12 protein-coding genes, 2 rRNA genes and 1 riboswitch are annotated in these 16,033 nt (G+C 55.8%); of the genes, 13 read left to right on the plus strand and 1 reads right to left on the minus strand.

Annotated features, from left to right (window positions below; genetic code table 11):
* The first annotated feature begins 25 nt into the window (after positions 1-25).
* Together BJQ97_RS01785 and rrf are read left to right on the plus strand one after the other, a co-directional pair.
* Positions 26-2,955, plus strand: a 23S ribosomal RNA gene (locus tag BJQ97_RS01785).
* A 273-nt stretch (positions 2,956-3,228) separates the two neighbouring features.
* Positions 3,229-3,345: ribosomal RNA gene (gene rrf / locus BJQ97_RS01790) — 5S ribosomal RNA — on the plus strand.
* Between the two features lie 249 nt (positions 3,346-3,594).
* Here rrf and BJQ97_RS01795 read toward each other — a convergent pair.
* On the minus strand, positions 3,595-4,038 hold the full coding sequence (locus BJQ97_RS01795; RefSeq protein WP_160155271.1) for an Hsp20/alpha crystallin family protein: 444 nt from the start codon (positions 4,036-4,038) through the stop codon (positions 3,595-3,597).
* 149 nt (positions 4,039-4,187) lie between these two features.
* Positions 4,188-4,289: riboswitch (purine riboswitch) on the plus strand.
* 110 nt (positions 4,290-4,399) lie between these two features.
* On the opposite strand from BJQ97_RS01795, the gene purE reads away from it, so the two are divergent.
* From purE to purH, 11 genes are all read left to right on the plus strand, one after another.
* Positions 4,400-4,888, plus strand: a complete 489-nt coding sequence (gene purE, locus BJQ97_RS01800; protein WP_044732454.1) for a 5-(carboxyamino)imidazole ribonucleotide mutase — start codon at positions 4,400-4,402, stop codon at positions 4,886-4,888.
* Positions 4,881-6,029, plus strand: a complete 1,149-nt coding sequence (gene purK / locus BJQ97_RS01805) for a 5-(carboxyamino)imidazole ribonucleotide synthase (protein WP_160155272.1) — start codon at positions 4,881-4,883, stop codon at positions 6,027-6,029. The genes purE and purK overlap by 8 nt, the downstream gene beginning before the upstream one ends.
* Positions 6,026-7,321, plus strand: coding sequence for an adenylosuccinate lyase (gene purB / locus BJQ97_RS01810; RefSeq protein ID WP_160155273.1), 1,296 nt, complete (start codon positions 6,026-6,028; stop codon positions 7,319-7,321). Before purK ends, purB begins: the two co-directional genes overlap by 4 nt.
* Before the next feature lie 60 nt (positions 7,322-7,381).
* The gene (purC, locus tag BJQ97_RS01815) at positions 7,382-8,125 is read left to right on the plus strand and encodes a phosphoribosylaminoimidazolesuccinocarboxamide synthase (RefSeq protein WP_160155274.1); all 744 of its coding nucleotides are present in this window, start codon (positions 7,382-7,384) and stop codon (positions 8,123-8,125) included.
* Positions 8,113-8,367 carry a phosphoribosylformylglycinamidine synthase subunit PurS gene (gene purS / locus BJQ97_RS01820; protein ID WP_013144128.1) on the plus strand — a complete coding sequence of 85 codons (255 nt, stop codon included), beginning with the start codon at positions 8,113-8,115 and terminating at the stop codon, positions 8,365-8,367. The genes purC and purS overlap by 13 nt, the downstream gene beginning before the upstream one ends.
* Positions 8,364-9,050, plus strand: coding sequence for a phosphoribosylformylglycinamidine synthase subunit PurQ (gene purQ / locus BJQ97_RS01825; RefSeq protein WP_160155275.1), 687 nt, complete (start codon positions 8,364-8,366; stop codon positions 9,048-9,050). The genes purS and purQ overlap by 4 nt, the downstream gene beginning before the upstream one ends.
* A complete protein-coding gene (gene purL, locus BJQ97_RS01830) occupies positions 9,034-11,262 on the plus strand; it encodes a phosphoribosylformylglycinamidine synthase subunit PurL (protein WP_160155276.1) in 2,229 nt (742 codons plus the stop codon). Before purQ ends, purL begins: the two co-directional genes overlap by 17 nt.
* Positions 11,238-12,650 (plus strand): amidophosphoribosyltransferase, encoded by a 1,413-nt coding sequence (purF, locus tag BJQ97_RS01835; protein ID WP_160155277.1) that lies wholly within the window; start codon positions 11,238-11,240, stop codon positions 12,648-12,650. The genes purL and purF overlap by 25 nt, the downstream gene beginning before the upstream one ends.
* A 200-nt stretch (positions 12,651-12,850) precedes the next feature.
* On the plus strand, positions 12,851-13,891 hold the full coding sequence (gene purM, locus BJQ97_RS01840) for a phosphoribosylformylglycinamidine cyclo-ligase (protein ID WP_160155278.1): 1,041 nt from the start codon (positions 12,851-12,853) through the stop codon (positions 13,889-13,891).
* Positions 13,888-14,520 (plus strand): phosphoribosylglycinamide formyltransferase, encoded by a 633-nt coding sequence (gene purN / locus BJQ97_RS01845; protein WP_160155279.1) that lies wholly within the window; start codon positions 13,888-13,890, stop codon positions 14,518-14,520. The genes purM and purN overlap by 4 nt, the downstream gene beginning before the upstream one ends.
* Positions 14,483-16,021 carry a bifunctional phosphoribosylaminoimidazolecarboxamide formyltransferase/IMP cyclohydrolase gene (gene purH / locus BJQ97_RS01850; RefSeq protein ID WP_160155280.1) on the plus strand — a complete coding sequence of 513 codons (1,539 nt, stop codon included), beginning with the start codon at positions 14,483-14,485 and terminating at the stop codon, positions 16,019-16,021. The genes purN and purH overlap by 38 nt, the downstream gene beginning before the upstream one ends.
* The last annotated feature ends 12 nt before the right edge of the window (positions 16,022-16,033 follow it).

A 16,033-nucleotide genomic window follows, 5' to 3' on the forward strand; every position in this document is an offset into this window, starting at 1 on the left:
ACAAGGAAGAAGCCGAGACGCTTTAGGTTAAGCTAGAAAGGGCGCACGGTGGATGCCTTGGCACTAGGAGCCGATGAAGGACGGGGCAAACGCCGAAACGCTCCGGGGAGCTGTAAGCAAGCGTAGATCCGGAGATGTCCGAATGGGGGAACCCACTGTCCGTAATGGGGCAGTATCCATGCCTGAATCCATAGGGTATGGAGGGCACACCCGGGGAACTGAAACATCTTAGTACCCGGAGGAGAAGAAAGCAAACGCGATTCCCTGAGTAGCGGCGAGCGAAACGGGAACAGCCCAAACCAAGAGGCTTGTCCTCTTGGGGTTGTAGGACCGCTCACGATGGGAGTGAGAAAGGAACGGGGTAGACGAACCGGTCTGGAACGGCCGGCCGGAGAAGGTGAGAGCCCTGTAGTCGAAACTTCGTTCCCTCCCGAGCGGATCCTGAGTACGGCGGGACACGAGGAATCCCGTCGGAAGCAGGGAGGACCATCTCCCAAGGCTAAATACTCCCTAGTGACCGATAGTGCACCAGTACCGTGAGGGAAAGGTGAAAAGCACCCCGGGAGGGGAGTGAAAGAGAACCTGAAACCGTGTGCCTACAAGTAGTCAGAGCCCGTTGATGGGTGATGGCGTGCCTTTTGTAGAATGAACCGGCGAGTGACGATGGCGTGCGAGGTTAAGCCGAAGAGGCGGAGCCGCAGCGAAAGCGAGTCTGAAGAGGGCGTTTAGTACGTCGTCGTCGACCCGAAACCAGGTGATCTACCCATGTCCAGGGTGAAGGCCGGGTAACACCGGCTGGAGGCCCGAACCCACGCACGTTGAAAAGTGCGGGGATGAGGTGTGGGTAGGGGTGAAATGCCAATCGAACTTGGAGATAGCTGGTTCTCCCCGAAATAGCTTTAGGGCTAGCCTCGGGTTTAAGAGTGTTGGAGGTAGAGCACTGATTGGGCTAGGGGCCCAAACCGGGTTACCGAACCCAGTCAAACTCCGAATGCCAACGACTTATGCCCGGGAGTCAGACTGCGAGTGATAAGATCCGTGGTCGAGAGGGGAACAGCCCAGACCGCCAGCTAAGGCCCCGAAGTGCACGTTCAGTGGAAAAGGATGTGGAGTTGCAAAGACAACCAGGATGTTGGCTTAGAAGCAGCCACCATTTAAAGAGTGCGTAATAGCTCACTGGTCGAGTGGCTCTGCGCCGAAAATGTACCGGGGCTAAACGTGCCGCCGAAGCTGCGGGATGACCGTTGGTCATCGGTAGGGGAGCGTTCTAAGGGCAGAGAAGCCAGACCGGAAGGACTGGTGGAGCGCTTAGAAGTGAGAATGCCGGTATGAGTAGCGAAAACAGAGGTGAGAATCCTCTGCGCCGAAAGCCTAAGGGTTCCTGAGGAAGGTTCGTCCGCTCAGGGTTAGTCGGGACCTAAGCCGAGGCCGAAAGGCGTAGGTGATGGACAACAGGTGGAGATTCCTGTACCACCTTCTTCCCGTTTGAGCGATGGGGGGACGCAGGAGGATAGGGCGAGCAGGCGGCTGGAAGAGCCTGTCCAAGCCGTGAGGCTGATCCGCAGGCAAATCCGCGGGTCGCTAAGGCCAAGCGGTGACGGCGACGGAGCATTCCGGAAGTCCCTGATTCCACACTGCCAAGAAAAGCCTCTAGCGAGGGAAGAGGTGCCCGTACCGCAAACCGACACAGGTAGGCGAGGAGAGAATCCTAAGGCGCGCGGGAGAACTCTCGTTAAGGAACTCGGCAAAATGACCCCGTAACTTCGGGAGAAGGGGTGCTCTTTCGGGTGAAGAGCCTGGAAGAGCCGCAGTGAAAAGGCCCAAGCGACTGTTTATCAAAAACACAGGTCTCTGCGAAGCCGAAAGGCGACGTATAGGGGCTGACACCTGCCCGGTGCTGGAAGGTTAAGGGGAGCGCTTAGCGGAAGCGAAGGTGCGAACCGAAGCCCCAGTAAACGGCGGCCGTAACTATAACGGTCCTAAGGTAGCGAAATTCCTTGTCGGGTAAGTTCCGACCCGCACGAAAGGTGTAACGACTTGGGCGCTGTCTCAACGAGAGACCCGGTGAAATTATACTACCTGTGAAGATGCAGGTTACCCGCGACAGGACGGAAAGACCCCGTGGAGCTTTACTGCAGCCTGATATGGAATTTTGGTATCGCTTGTACAGGATAGGTGGGAGCCTGGGAAGCCGGAGCGCCAGCTTCGGTGAAGGCGGCGGTGGGATACCACCCTGGCGGTATTGAAATTCTAACCCGCACCCCTTAGCGGGGTGGGAGACAGTGTCAGGCGGGCAGTTTGACTGGGGCGGTCGCCTCCCAAAAGGTAACGGAGGCGCCCAAAGGTTCCCTCAGAATGGTTGGAAATCATTCGGAGAGTGCAAAGGCACAAGGGAGCTTGACTGCGAGACGGACAGGTCGAGCAGGGACGAAAGTCGGGCTTAGTGATCCGGTGGTTCCGCATGGAAGGGCCATCGCTCAACGGATAAAAGCTACCCCGGGGATAACAGGCTGATCTCCCCCAAGAGTCCACATCGACGGGGAGGTTTGGCACCTCGATGTCGGCTCATCGCATCCTGGGGCTGTAGTCGGTCCCAAGGGTTGGGCTGTTCGCCCATTAAAGCGGTACGCGAGCTGGGTTCAGAACGTCGTGAGACAGTTCGGTCCCTATCCGTCGCGGGCGGAGGAAATTTGAGAGGAGCTGTCCTTAGTACGAGAGGACCGGGATGGACGCACCGCTGGTGTACCAGTTGTCCCGCCAGGGGCACCGCTGGGTAGCTATGTGCGGACGGGATAAGCGCTGAAAGCATCTAAGCGTGAAGCCCCCCTCAAGATGAGATTTCCCACCGCGTGAAGCGGGTAAGATCCCTCGAAGATGACGAGGTCGATAGGTCCGAGGTGGAAGCGTGGCGACACGTGGAGCTGACGGATACTAATCGATCGAGGGCTTGACCTAACGAGAAAAGTGGAAGCGCCGCGGTCAGCTCTCGATGCCAAATGTTCTTCACCCGCAGGGGTGCTTGCACCCCGAGGGGAAGGTTATTTGGCAGAAGAGAGCTAGGCGCTGGAACTGGACAACAAGAAAAGCGGCGGCGAGCCGGAGCTGGACAACGAAAAGCGCAGGCTTGCGGCTTCTTCCGACGGTTATCTAGTTTTGAAGGAATGAATTTCCTTCTTGACATTGTTTATTTTTCAAGTATAATAAATGATGTCAAAATCAAAATGCTTGCCTAGTGGCTATGGCGGAGGGGAAACACCCGTTCCCATCCCGAACACGGAAGTTAAGCCCTCCAGCGCCGATGGTAGTTGGGGCCAGCGCCCCTGCAAGAGTAGGTCGCTGCTAGGCAGGCAAAAATGAGGGAGCTGCATAGGTCTCTCATTTTTTTGCCTATTTCCAATGAGTCATTTTGAATGACGCCATTTTTAATCCTCTCCCCCAAAATGTAAAGCGTGATCATCGTTTCCTAGACCCCCTTTTTCATAAAAGCGATAGGAAACGGAAATTCGCGTAAGGGTGTCCTGTACGGCATGGGACACCCTCTTTTTTTATTTTTTCGGAAAGGCAGGTATCTCCTTTTTTGCACTCGTGGGGAGATTATTCACTTTTTTTGATGACAATTTTCTTTTTCGGCTCGTCAGGGATAAGTCGATGCAGATGGATGAACAACAGGCCGTTATGGTATGTTGCTTCGATGCGGTCCTCTTTGACGGCGAACGGCAGTGGGATTGTTTTTTGGAATGGGCCTTGGAAAATGCCTTCTTCCATTAGCTCAAACCCCTTGAAGTTTAGATTAATGGTTGCTTTCACTTCCAACGTTTTGTATGATACATACACTTCTGCATCTTCGATTTTTTCGAGCCCTGGGAGGCTGATGACAACGAGCAGTTCGTTGTCTTTTTTGTAGATGTTCATACCGGATGATGGCTTGTTCGATGACGGCAGCAACGGCTGGATGCTTCCCCAAAAATCATTTTGGAAAAATTGCTGCCAATGTTTTGTCCAATCGGAAAACGGCGTAAACGGGTTTTCTTTGGCCATCGTGTCTCTCCTCCTCCACTTATTCATCATATGCCGCCTTCTTCGTTTGGTGATTCAAAAAACACGAACATTTAATTTTATGAAATACTAAATGTTCGATTTTTTCCTTGACATACCGAAAAAAAACCTGCTACTATAAAGGTAACTTCATAGTGTATGAGAAAATCCCTCATATAATTTTGGGAATATGGCCCAAAAGTTTCTACCCAATAACCGTAAATTATTGGACTATGAGGGAAAGGATCGGTTTTGGCTTTTTTTTGATCAGCAACTGTCAAAGCCCAGAACGATGCTTTCCCTCGTTTACGGACGGGAATGCATGTTCTGGGTTTTGTTGTGCTAGCAAAAGGAGTGAAACGGTATGAGCCCGCTCGTTGGGGTGATCATGGGAAGCCATTCGGATTGGGAAACGATGAAACATGCTTGCGCCATTTTGGAGGAATTGGGCGTTCCGTTTGAGAAAAAAGTCGTATCGGCGCACCGGACGCCGGATGAGATGTTTCGGTATGCGGAAACGGCTGAAGAGCGCGGCATTCGGGTGATCATTGCCGGAGCTGGCGGGGCGGCTCACTTGCCGGGAATGATCGCGGCGAAAACGACGCTGCCGGTGATTGGAGTGCCGGTGCAGTCAAAAGCATTGAATGGACTTGACTCGTTATTGTCGATTGTGCAAATGCCAGGCGGGGTGCCGGTAGCGACGGTGGCGATCGGCAAGGCGGGGGCGACCAACGCTGGACTGCTCGCCGCATCGATTCTTGGGTTGCTTGAGCCGCGCTATATGGAGGCGCTCAAAGCGCGGCGGGAAGCCATTCGAAAACAAATCGTAGAAAGCAGTGATCAACTTGACTAAGCGGCGGATCGTTCCTGGGCAGACGATCGGCATCATCGGCGGCGGGCAGCTTGGGCGGATGATGGCTTTGGCGGCGCGTGAGATGGGCTTTCGCATTGCCGTGCTCGACCCGACGCCTGATTCCCCGTGCGGGCAAGTGGCTGATATCGAAATGACGGCGGCGTATCATGATTTGGACGCTATGGCGGAACTTTCGCGCGTGAGCGATGTCATTACGTACGAATTTGAAAATATCGATGCACGAGCGCTTAAGTGGCTGGAGGCAAACGCCTATGTCCCGCAAGGAAGCCGCCTGCTTGCGGTGACGCAAGACCGGGCGCTGGAGAAAGCGGCGATCGTTGATGCCGGCTTGCCAGTGGCGCCCTATGTCGAAGTGAATAGAGCGGAGGAGCTTGAACAGGTCGTTCAGACGATCGGGTTCCCGTGCGTCTTGAAAACGCGGCGCGGCGGCTATGATGGCAAAGGGCAATATGTGCTGCGCGGCGAAGGCGATCTAGCCAAAGCGGCTGATTTGCTTCGGCTTGGCCCATGCATTTTGGAAGGCTGGGTGCCGTTTGTGAAGGAAATGTCGGTCATTGTCGCCCGCAACCTCGATGGTGAGACGGCTGTTTTTCCAGTGGCGGAAAATATTCATATCGAGAATATTTTGCATCAAACGATCGTTCCGGCCCGAATTCCGGAAAGCGTGCAAGAGCGGGCCATTCGCTACGCGGAAGTGTTGGCCGCATCGTTTTCGCTCGTTGGGACGCTGGCGGTGGAAATGTTTTTGACTGCGGACGGGGATATTTATATTAATGAGCTGGCCCCTAGACCGCACAACTCCGGACATTATACAATCAATGCATGCGCGACGTCGCAGTTTGCCCAGCACATCCGCGCCGTCTGCAACTGGCCGCTCGGATCGACCGAATTGTTGAAGCCGGCGGTGATGGTCAATATTTTAGGCGAGCACGTCGAGCCGGTCATTCGGCATATCGGTTCGTTCGACCGGGCGGTTTACGTCCATCTATACGGCAAACACGAAGCGAAGCCGAAGCGGAAAATGGGGCATGTGACGGTGCTGGCAGACGATGTCGAGGGGGCGCTGGCGCGAATCGAATCGTGGCAAATTTGGCATGATCGGAGGCTGGAACGAGGATGATTGAACGTTACACAAGACCGGAAATGGGAGCGATTTGGACCGAGGAAAACCGCTTTAAGGCATGGCTTGAGGTGGAATTGCTCGCGTGCGAGGCGTGGGCCGAGCTTGGCGTCATCCCAAAAGAAGATGTCCGCCGCCTGCGTGAAAACGCGTCGTTTGACGTCAACCGCATTAAAGAAATTGAAGAAGAAACGCGCCATGATGTCGTCGCCTTCACCCGCGCCGTTTCTGAGACGCTTGGGGAAGAACGAAAATGGGTGCATTATGGTCTCACCTCGACCGATGTCGTCGATACGGCGTTAGGTTACCTGTTGAAACAGGCGAACGCGATTTTGCGGCGCGATTTGGAAAACTTCATTCAAGTGCTGAAAGAGAAAGCGCGTGAACATAAATACACGGTCATGATGGGGCGTACGCACGGCGTTCATGCCGAACCGACGACGTTCGGGCTGAAGCTGGCGCTTTGGTATGCGGAGATGGTGCGGAATTTGGAGCGGTTTGAACAAGCAGCCAAGATGGTGGAAGTGGGGAAAATTTCCGGCGCAGTCGGCACGTATGCCAACGTGGATCCGTTTGTGGAGCAGTATGTGTGTGAAAAGCTCGGCTTGACGCCGGCGCCGATTTCGACGCAGACGCTGCAGCGCGACCGCCACGCCTACTATATGGCGACATTGGCCTTAATTGCGACATCGATCGAAAAGTTCGCCGTCGAGATTCGCGGCTTGCAAAAAAGTGAAGTGCGTGAAGTCGAAGAGTTTTTCGCCAAAGGGCAAAAAGGCTCATCAGCGATGCCGCATAAGCGCAATCCGATCGGTTCGGAAAACATGACCGGCATGGCGCGCGTCATTCGCGGCTATATGGTGACGGCGTACGAAAACGTGCCGCTTTGGCATGAACGCGACATTTCCCATTCGTCGGCGGAACGCATCATTTTGCCGGATGCGACGATTGCGTTGAACTATATGTTGAACCGATTCGCTACGATCGTGAAACATTTGCTTGTGTACCCGGAAAACATGAAAAAAAATATGGAGCGCACGTTCGGGCTCATTTATTCGCAGCGCGTCTTGCTCGCCTTGATCGACAAGGGGATGACGCGCGAGGAGGCGTACGATTTGGTGCAGCCGAAAGCGATGGAAGCGTGGGAGAGACAAGTGCCGTTCCGCTCGCTTCTTGAAGCAGATGAGCGGATCATGAGCCGGCTGACGAAAGAGGAGCTCGATGATTGCTTTGATTATCGCCATCATTTGAAACATGTCGATACAATTTTTACCCGCTTAGGGTTGGAGTGAGCGGCTGCCGGCTGGTCGAAGCCGGCCGGCTATACAAAAGATTTTCAATCTTCTGGATAAATGGAGGCGTTGATCGTGCCGACGAAACAACAGCTGTTATATGAAGGGAAAGCAAAAAAAATTTACGCGACTGACGAGCCAGATGTGCTTTGGGTCGAGTACAAAGACAGCGCAACGGCGTTTAACGGCGAAAAAAAGGCGACGATCGCCGGCAAGGGGCGGCTCAATAACGAGATTTCCAGCTTGTTGTTTTTGAAGCTGCGCGAAGCAGGCATTGCCAATCATTTTATTGAAAAGCTGTCGCCAACGGAACAATTGGTTCGGCGCGTGACGATCATCCCGCTTGAAGTCGTTGTCCGCAATGTGGTGGCGGGAAGTTTAGCCAAGCGGATCGGTCTAGAGGAAGGGACATCGCTTGAGGCGCCGCTTGTTGAGTTTTATTACAAAAATGACGACCTTGGCGACCCGTTGCTGTTGGAAGATCATATCTTCATTTTAAAACTTGCTGGCCGCGAGGAAGTCGCCGCGCTGAAGCAGGCCGCGCTTGCGGTGAATGACGTGTTGCGCCTCCATTTTGCCGAGCGGAACGTGAGATTGATTGATTTTAAGCTTGAGTTCGGCCGTACGACAGACGGAGCCATCCTCTTGGCGGATGAGATTTCACCGGACACGTGCCGGCTATGGGACGCAAAGACGAACGAAAAGCTCGACAAAGACGTGTTCCGCCGCGACTTGGGCAGTTTGACGGATGCGTACGAAGTCATTTTACAACGGTTAGGGGGAGAATCGGCATGTACAAAGTAAAAGTGTATGTCACGTTGCGCGAGAGTGTGTTGGATCCGCAAGGGACCGCTGTAAAAGGGGCGCTGCACAGCTTATCGTATACGGAAGTGAAAGATGTACGAATCGGGAAGTTTATGGAGCTCGTTATTGAAGAGAGCGGCCGCGACATCAACGAGCTCGTCCGCGAGATGTGCGAAAAACTGCTTGCCAACCCGGTGATTGAAGATTACCGCTATGAAATCGAGGAGGCCGTCGCCCGATGAAGTTTGCCGTCGTTGTGTTTCCGGGGTCGAATTGCGATGTCGATATGTATCATGCGATCGCCGATGAACTTGGCGAAGAGGTCGAATACGTTTGGCATGATGAGGACAATCTAGACCGTTTTGACGCCATTTTGCTTCCAGGCGGGTTTTCATACGGCGATTACTTGCGTTCCGGAGCCATTGCCCGTTTCTCCAAGGTGATGACGGCCGTAAAAAAAGCTGCCGAAGCGGGGAAACCAGTGCTTGGGGTGTGCAACGGGTTTCAAATTTTGCTCGAAGCCGGCTTGCTTCCTGGGGCGATGCGCCGCAACCAAGGGCTGAAATTCATCTGCCGTCCGGTGCGGCTGACGGTGGAAAACAATGAGACAATGTTTACGTCTGCCTACGAAAAAGGCGAAGTCGTTACGATCCCGATCGCCCATGGTGAAGGGAATTATTATTGCGATGAACAGACGCTTGAGCGCCTTGTCGAGAACCGGCAAATCGTGTTCCGTTACCATGGAGAAAATCCGAACGGCAGCTTGGCGGATATTGCCGGCATCGTCAATGAACGGGGCAATGTGCTCGGCATGATGCCGCATCCGGAGCGGGCGGTCGACGCCTTGCTCGGCAGCGCGGATGGATTGAAACTATTCCGATCGATCGTCAACTATTGGAGGGAGACGCATGTCGTTACTGCTTGAGCCGAGCGCGGCGATGATCAAAGAACAAAAGTTGTACCGTGAGATGGGATTAACAGATGAAGAGTTTGCGCGCATTGAAGCGATTTTAGGGAGACTGCCGAACTACACGGAAACCGGCATTTTTGCCGTCATGTGGTCGGAGCATTGCAGCTACAAAAACTCGAAGCCGGTGTTAAAAACATTCCCAACGGATGGCCCGCACGTGCTGCAAGGGCCCGGCGAGGGCGCGGGCATTGTCGATATCGGCGACGGGCTGGCGGTGGCGTTTAAAATCGAAAGCCATAATCACCCGTCAGCGATCGAGCCGTACCAAGGAGCGGCGACTGGGGTCGGCGGCATCATCCGCGACGTCTTTTCAATGGGGGCGCGGCCGATCGCGCTGCTGAACTCGCTTCGATTTGGCGAATTGACGTCGCCGCGCGTCAAATATTTGTTTGAGCATGTCGTCGCCGGCATTGCCGGGTACGGCAACTGCGTCGGTATCCCGACCGTCGGCGGCGAGGTGCAGTTCGACCCGGCGTATGAAGGCAACCCATTGGTCAACGCCATGTGCGTCGGGATCATTCGCCATGAGGACATTCAGCGTGGCGTGGCGACCGGGGTCGGCAACACGGTCATGTACGTCGGGGCGAAAACGGGCCGCGACGGCATCCACGGGGCGACGTTTGCTTCGGAAGAGTTGAGCGAACAGTCGGAAGCAAAGCGTCCGGCCGTGCAAGTCGGCGACCCGTTTATGGAGAAATTGCTGCTGGAAGCGTGTCTTGAGGCGGTCAAGTCCGATGCGTTAGTCGGCATTCAAGATATGGGAGCGGCAGGACTCACAAGTTCATCCGCCGAGATGGCGAGCAAAGGCGGATTTGGTATCGAAATGAATTTGGATCTCGTCCCGCAGCGTGAGGCAGGCATGACGCCGTACGAAATGATGCTGTCCGAATCGCAGGAACGGATGCTGCTTGTCGTCAAGCAAGGTTGTGAAGACGAAATCGCCGCGATTTTTGCCAAATACGGTCTCGAAGCGAAAGCGATCGGCAAAGTGACCGCTGACAAAATGCTTCGCTTGTACTTCCGCGGCGAGGTGGCGGCGGAAATTCCGGTGGACGCCTTGGCGAAAGACGCGCCGGTGTATCATAAACCGTCGAAAGAGCCTGCCTATTACCGCAAGTTTCAAGCGATGCCGCCGTATATTCCGCACATCGAAGACTACAATCAAACATTGCTCGGGCTGCTCGCCCAGCCGACGATTGCCAGCAAAGAGTGGGTGTACGACCAGTACGACTACATGGTTCGGACGAACACGGTCGTCGCTCCGGGGTCGGACGCGGCGGTCGTGCGCATCCGCGGCACGAACAAGGCGCTTGCGCTGACGACGGATTGCAACTCGCGCTACTTGTATTTGGATCCGGAAACGGGCGGGAAAATCGCGGTCGCCGAGGCGGCGCGCAATGTCGTCTGCTCCGGAGCGAAGCCGCTCGCCATTACTGACTGCCTCAACTTTGGCAGCCCGGAAAAGCCGGAGATCTTCTGGCAACTCGAAAAAGCGGTCAACGGAATGAGCGAAGCGTGCCGGGCGCTCGAGACGCCGGTCGTGAGCGGCAACGTCTCGCTGTATAATGAAACGAACGGCGAGGCGGTGTATCCGACGCCGGTCGTCGGCATGGTCGGCCTCATTGACGATCTTTCCCATATTACGACTCAGTCGTTTAAGCAAGCGGGCGACCTCATTTACGTGATCGGCGAGGCGAAGCCGGAGTTTGGCGGCAGCGAGCTGCAAAAATGGCTGGAAGGCCGCATTTTCGGAAAAGCACCGGAGATCGACTTAGAGGTGGAAGCAAGCCGCCAGCGCCAGCTGCTTGCGGCGATCCGCGCGGGGGTGGTGGCGTCAGCGCATGATGTCGCTGAAGGCGGGCTGGCGGTGGCTTTGGCGGAGTGCCTGATGGGCGCCGACGGGCTTGGCGCGAACGTAACGATCAGCGGCGACGCGACGAGCGAACTGTTCAGCGAAACGCAATCACGCTTTGTTGTCTCGGTGAAAAAAGAGCAAAAAGAGGCGTTTGAGCAACTGGTTGAAGCGAAACAAATCGGCAAAGTGACAGACGACGGCGCATTGGTAGTGAACGGGGAGCACGGTGAGACGCTCATTCACCTTTCCGTTGCCAAGATGCGAAACGTCTGGAAAGGGGCTATTCCATGCTTGCTGAAATCAAAGGATTGAACGAGGAGTGCGGCATTTTCGGCATTTGGGGGCATGAAGACGCCGCCCGGCTCACATACTACGGGCTTCACAGCCTACAGCACCGTGGGCAGGAAGGGGCCGGCATCGTTGTCGCGCAAAGTGGGAAGTTGCACGGCCATAAAGGGCTTGGGCTGGTGACGGATGTGTTTCAAAGCGGCACGCTCGAGGTGCTCCGAGGGTCGGCGGCCATCGGCCATGTCCGCTATTCGACGGCGGGCGGGGGCGGCTATGAAAACGTTCAGCCGCTCTTGTTTCGCTCGCAAACCGGCGCGATGGCGTTGGCCCATAACGGCAACTTGACAAACGCCATCGAGTTGAAGCTCGCGCTTGAAGGGCAAGGAAGCATTTTTCAGACGACATCGGATACGGAAGTGTTCGCCCATCTCATCCGCCGCAGCCAAGCGCCGACATTTGTCGGGCAAGTGACAGAAGCACTTCGCCAAATTGAAGGGGCGTTTGCGTTTTTGCTGCTGACGGAAGAGGCGCTCTATGCGGCGCTTGATCCGCACGGGTTTCGGCCGCTGTCGGTCGGCCGGCTCGGTTCGGCGTATGTCGTGGCGTCGGAAACGTGCGCGTTTGACGTCATCGGCGCCACGTACGAGCGGGAAGTGGCGCCTGGGGAATTGCTCATCATCAGCGGGGAAGGGGTGCGCTCGGAACGGTTTGCTCCCGAGCAACCTCGGTCCATTTGCAGCATGGAATATATTTATTTCGCTCGTCCAGACAGCCATGTCGATGGCATCAACGTCCATACCGCTCGAAAAAACCTAGGGAAACGCCTAGCGCTCGAGGCGCCGGCGGAGGCCGACATCGTCACCGGCGTTCCCGACTCGAGCATTTCCGTCGCCATTGGCTATGCGGAAGCGAGCGGCATTCCGTACGAATTAGGGCTCATTAAAAACCGCTATGTCGGCCGGACATTCATCCAGCCGTCGCAGGCGTTGCGTGAGCAAGGAGTGAAAATGAAGCTGTCGCCGGTGCGCGGGGTTGTGGCCGGCAAACGGGTTGTGATGGTGGATGATTCGATCGTGCGCGGGACGACGAGCCGGCGCATCGTCTCGATGCTCCGCGAAGCAGGCGCGGTTGAGGTGCACGTGCGCATCAGCGCGCCGCCGATCACCCATCCTTGCTTTTACGGCATTGATACCTCGTCAAAGGAAGAATTGATCGCGGCGAATCACACTGTTGAAGAGATGCGGCGCTTGATTGGCGCTGACTCCCTTGCCTTTATCAGCCAGGAAGGGATGCTTGAGGCTATCGGGCGCCCGGACGTCTCGCCGCAGCGTGGGCAATGTTTGGCGTGCTTCACTGGCCAATATCCAACCCGCCTCGACCAAGCGGCTCGTCCTTGCCTGACAGCGAAATGAACGATGCGCTGAAAGTGGGCGGCTGCCGCCGGCCAGGACGGTGAGCGCATTTCTAGGAAAGAAGCGTCGCCCGGCCAGAGCGTCGCCTAGAATGATGGTGAAATCGACATAGCGAGTCCTTAAGTTCGGTGATGTTGCCATTTCTCATTCAATCACCAACCTTCTAGAGCGCGATGGGTGACGAAAAGGAGGAAGCTGACGTGGCAAAGGCATACAAACAAGCAGGGGTTGACATCGAGGCCGGTTATCAGGCTGTCGCCCTCATGAAAGAGCACGTGCAAAAAACGATGCGTCCCGAAGTGCTGGGCGGGCTTGGCGGGTTTGGCGGCCTGTTTGATCTATCGGCGCTCAACTACCGCCAGCCGGTGCTTGTGTCCGGCACGGATGGCGTTGGGACGAAGCTGAAACTCGCGTTTTTGCTGGACCGGCATGATACGATCGGCATCGACTGCGTGGCGATGTGCGTCAACGACATCACGGTGCAAGGGGCGGATCCGCTCTTTTTCCTTGATTATATCGCTTGCGGCAAGGCGGTGCCGGAGAAAATCGCCGCCATTGTCAAAGGGGTGGCTGACGGCTGCGTCGAGGCCGGCTGCGCTCTGATCGGTGGGGAGACGGCGGAAATGCCGGGAATGTATGATGAAAATGAGTATGATTTGGCTGGGTTTGCCGTCGGCATTGCCGAAAAAGAGCAGCTTGTGACCGGAGAGACGATTCAAGCGGGCGATGCGCTTGTCGGGTTGCCATCAAGCGGCCTTCACAGCAACGGCTATTCGCTTGTGCGCCGCATCGTGTTTGAACAGGCGAAATTGTCGCTTGATAAGATTTACGAGCCGCTTGATGTTCCGCTCGGCGAGGAGTTATTGAAGCCGACGCGCATTTATGCGAAACTGTTGCGCTCCGTGCGCGAGCGGTTTACGATCAAAGGGATGGCGCATATTACCGGCGGCGGATTTATCGAAAACATTCCGCGCATGCTGCCGCCAAGAATTGGCGCGCGCATTCAGCTCGGTTCATGGCCGATTTTGCCGATTTTTGACTTTTTGCGTGAAAAGGGCAGCCTTCAGGAAGAAGAGATGTTTTCCGTCTTTAATATGGGCATCGGTCTTGTGCTCGCTGTCAGTCCGGACACGGCGGCGCCTCTTGTTGAGTGGCTTTCGGAACGAGGCGAACCGGCGTACATCATCGGCGAAGTCATCGAAGGAGCGGGCGTGTCGTTTGCTGGAGGGGGCCGGGCATGAAGCGGCTGGCGGTCTTTGCGTCTGGGGGCGGCACGAACTTTCAAGCGATCGTCGACGCGGCGAAGCGCGGCGATTTGCCGGCGGAGATCGCTCTCCTTGTTTGCGACCGCCCGGAGGCGAAAGTGATCGAACGAGCGGCGCGCGAAAACGTGCCGACCTTTGTGTTTTCGCCGAAAGATTACCCGTCGAAAGCAGCGTTTGAAGGCGAGATTTTGCGCGAGCTGAAGGAGCGCCGCATCGACTGGATTGCGCTCGCCGGCTATATGCGGTTGATCGGGCCGACGTTGCTTTCGGCTTATGAGGGGAAAATCGTCAACATCCATCCGTCGCTGTTGCCGGCGTTTCCGGGAAAAGATGCGATCGGCCAGGCGTATCGGGCTGGCGTCCGTGAAACGGGCGTCACCGTTCATTACGTCGATGAGGGGATGGATACCGGGCCAGTCATTGCCCAGCGCGTTGTTCCGGTCGTGCCGGGAGAGCCGATCGAGGCGCTGGAGGATCGCATCCATCAAGTCGAACATGAGCTGTACCCGGTGGTGTTGCGCATGTTGCTGTCGGAAAAGGAACAACAAGAAGAAAGGATCGAGAATGATGGCAGTAAAACGAGCATTGATCAGCGTGTCCAATAAGGAAGGCATCATTCCGTTTGCGAAGCAGCTGGCTGAACTTGGCGTCGAAATCATTTCGACCGGTGGGACGAAACGAGCGCTTGAAGAAGCCGGTGTTCCGGTCATTTCGATTTCCGATGTCACCGGCTTTCCAGAAATTTTGGATGGGCGCGTCAAAACGCTGCATCCGGCCATTCACGGCGGCATTTTGGCAGTGCGCAACGATGAGCGCCACCAAGCAGCGCTCGCAGAGCATGGCATTCGCCCGATCGATTTGGTCGTCGCCAACTTGTATCCGTTCCAACAAACGATCGCCAAACCGGACGTGACGCTCGCGGAGGCGATTGAAAACATCGATATCGGCGGCCCGACGATGGTGCGGGCGGCGGCGAAAAACTACGCTGACGTTGCGATTGTCGTCGATCCGGCCGACTATCCGATGGTGATCGAAGAGCTGAAAACCACCGGTTCGATCCAAGCAAAGACGCGGCAAAAGCTTGCGGCGAAAGCGTTCCGCCATACGGCGGCGTATGATGCGATGATTGCCGAGTATTTGACCAACCTCACCGGGGAGGACTATCCGGAAACGCTCACCGTTACGTATACGAAAAAACAATCGTTGCGCTATGGCGAAAATCCGCATCAATCGGCGGCGTTTTACGCCAAACCGCTCGGCGCGGCGTTCTCGATTGCCAAAGCGGCGCAGCTGCACGGCAAAGAGCTGTCGTACAACAACATTAACGACGCCAACGCGGCGATCAACTTGATTCGCGAATTTCAAGAGCCGGCTGTGGCGGCGATCAAACATATGAACCCGTGCGGCGTCGGCGTCGGCGCGACGTTGCTTGAGGCGTTTACGAAAGCGTACGAGGCGGACCCAGTGTCGATTTTCGGCGGCATTATTGCGGTTAACCGTGAAGTGGACAAAGAAACAGCCGAACGGATGCACGATATCTTTTTGGAAATCGTCATCGCCCCGTCATTCAGCGATGAGGCGCTTGCCATTTTGACGAAAAAGAAAAACATCCGTCTGTTGACGCTTGACTTCACCGCGCCGAGCGTCCAAGAAAAAACGCTTGTGTCCGTCAACGGCGGCTTGCTCGTTCAAGACGCCGATACGTACCCTCTCGAGGACGCTGAGTGGAACGTCGTCACGAAGCGCGAGCCGACTGAGGCCGAGCGCGAACAGCTTCGGTTTGCTTGGAAAGTGGTGAAACACGTCAAATCGAACGCCATCGTGCTGGCGAAAAACGGCATGACCGTTGGCGTTGGAGCCGGGCAAATGAACCGGGTCGGCGCGGCCAAAATTGCGATTGAACAAGCCGGAGAACAGTCGGTTGGCGCCGTGTTGGCGTCCGATGCGTTCTTCCCGATGGACGATACGGTCGAGGCGGCGGCGAAAGCCGGCATTACGGCCATCATTCAGCCGGGCGGATCGATTCGCGACGCGGAATCGATCCGCAAGGCGGATGAATACGGCATCGCCATGGTCTTCACCGGCGTGCGCCACTTTAAACATTAAGCGTGGCAAAGG

The sequence above is a fragment of the Geobacillus sp. TFV-3 genome, from assembly GCF_009901865.1.
Classification (GTDB): domain Bacteria; phylum Bacillota; class Bacilli; order Bacillales; family Anoxybacillaceae; genus Geobacillus; species Geobacillus thermoleovorans_A.

What these genes read in the sequence shown, in the direction of transcription:
- BJQ97_RS01795 (WP_160155271.1), bottom strand. Translation starts at nt 4,038, where the DNA reads ATGGCCAAAGAAAACCCGTTTACGCCGTTTTCCGATTGGACAAAACAT.
- purE (WP_044732454.1), top strand. Translation starts at nt 4,400, where the DNA reads ATGAGCCCGCTCGTTGGGGTGATCATGGGAAGCCATTCGGATTGGGAA.
- purB (WP_160155273.1), top strand. Translation starts at nt 6,026, where the DNA reads ATGATTGAACGTTACACAAGACCGGAAATGGGAGCGATTTGGACCGAG.
- purC (WP_160155274.1), top strand. Translation starts at nt 7,382, where the DNA reads ATGGAGGCGTTGATCGTGCCGACGAAACAACAGCTGTTATATGAAGGG.
- purS (WP_013144128.1), top strand. Translation starts at nt 8,113, where the DNA reads ATGTACAAAGTAAAAGTGTATGTCACGTTGCGCGAGAGTGTGTTGGAT.
- purQ (WP_160155275.1), top strand. Translation starts at nt 8,364, where the DNA reads ATGAAGTTTGCCGTCGTTGTGTTTCCGGGGTCGAATTGCGATGTCGAT.
- purL (WP_160155276.1), top strand. Translation starts at nt 9,034, where the DNA reads ATGTCGTTACTGCTTGAGCCGAGCGCGGCGATGATCAAAGAACAAAAG.
- purF (WP_160155277.1), top strand. Translation starts at nt 11,238, where the DNA reads ATGCTTGCTGAAATCAAAGGATTGAACGAGGAGTGCGGCATTTTCGGC.
- purN (WP_160155279.1), top strand. Translation starts at nt 13,888, where the DNA reads ATGAAGCGGCTGGCGGTCTTTGCGTCTGGGGGCGGCACGAACTTTCAA.
- purH (WP_160155280.1), top strand. Translation starts at nt 14,483, where the DNA reads ATGGCAGTAAAACGAGCATTGATCAGCGTGTCCAATAAGGAAGGCATC.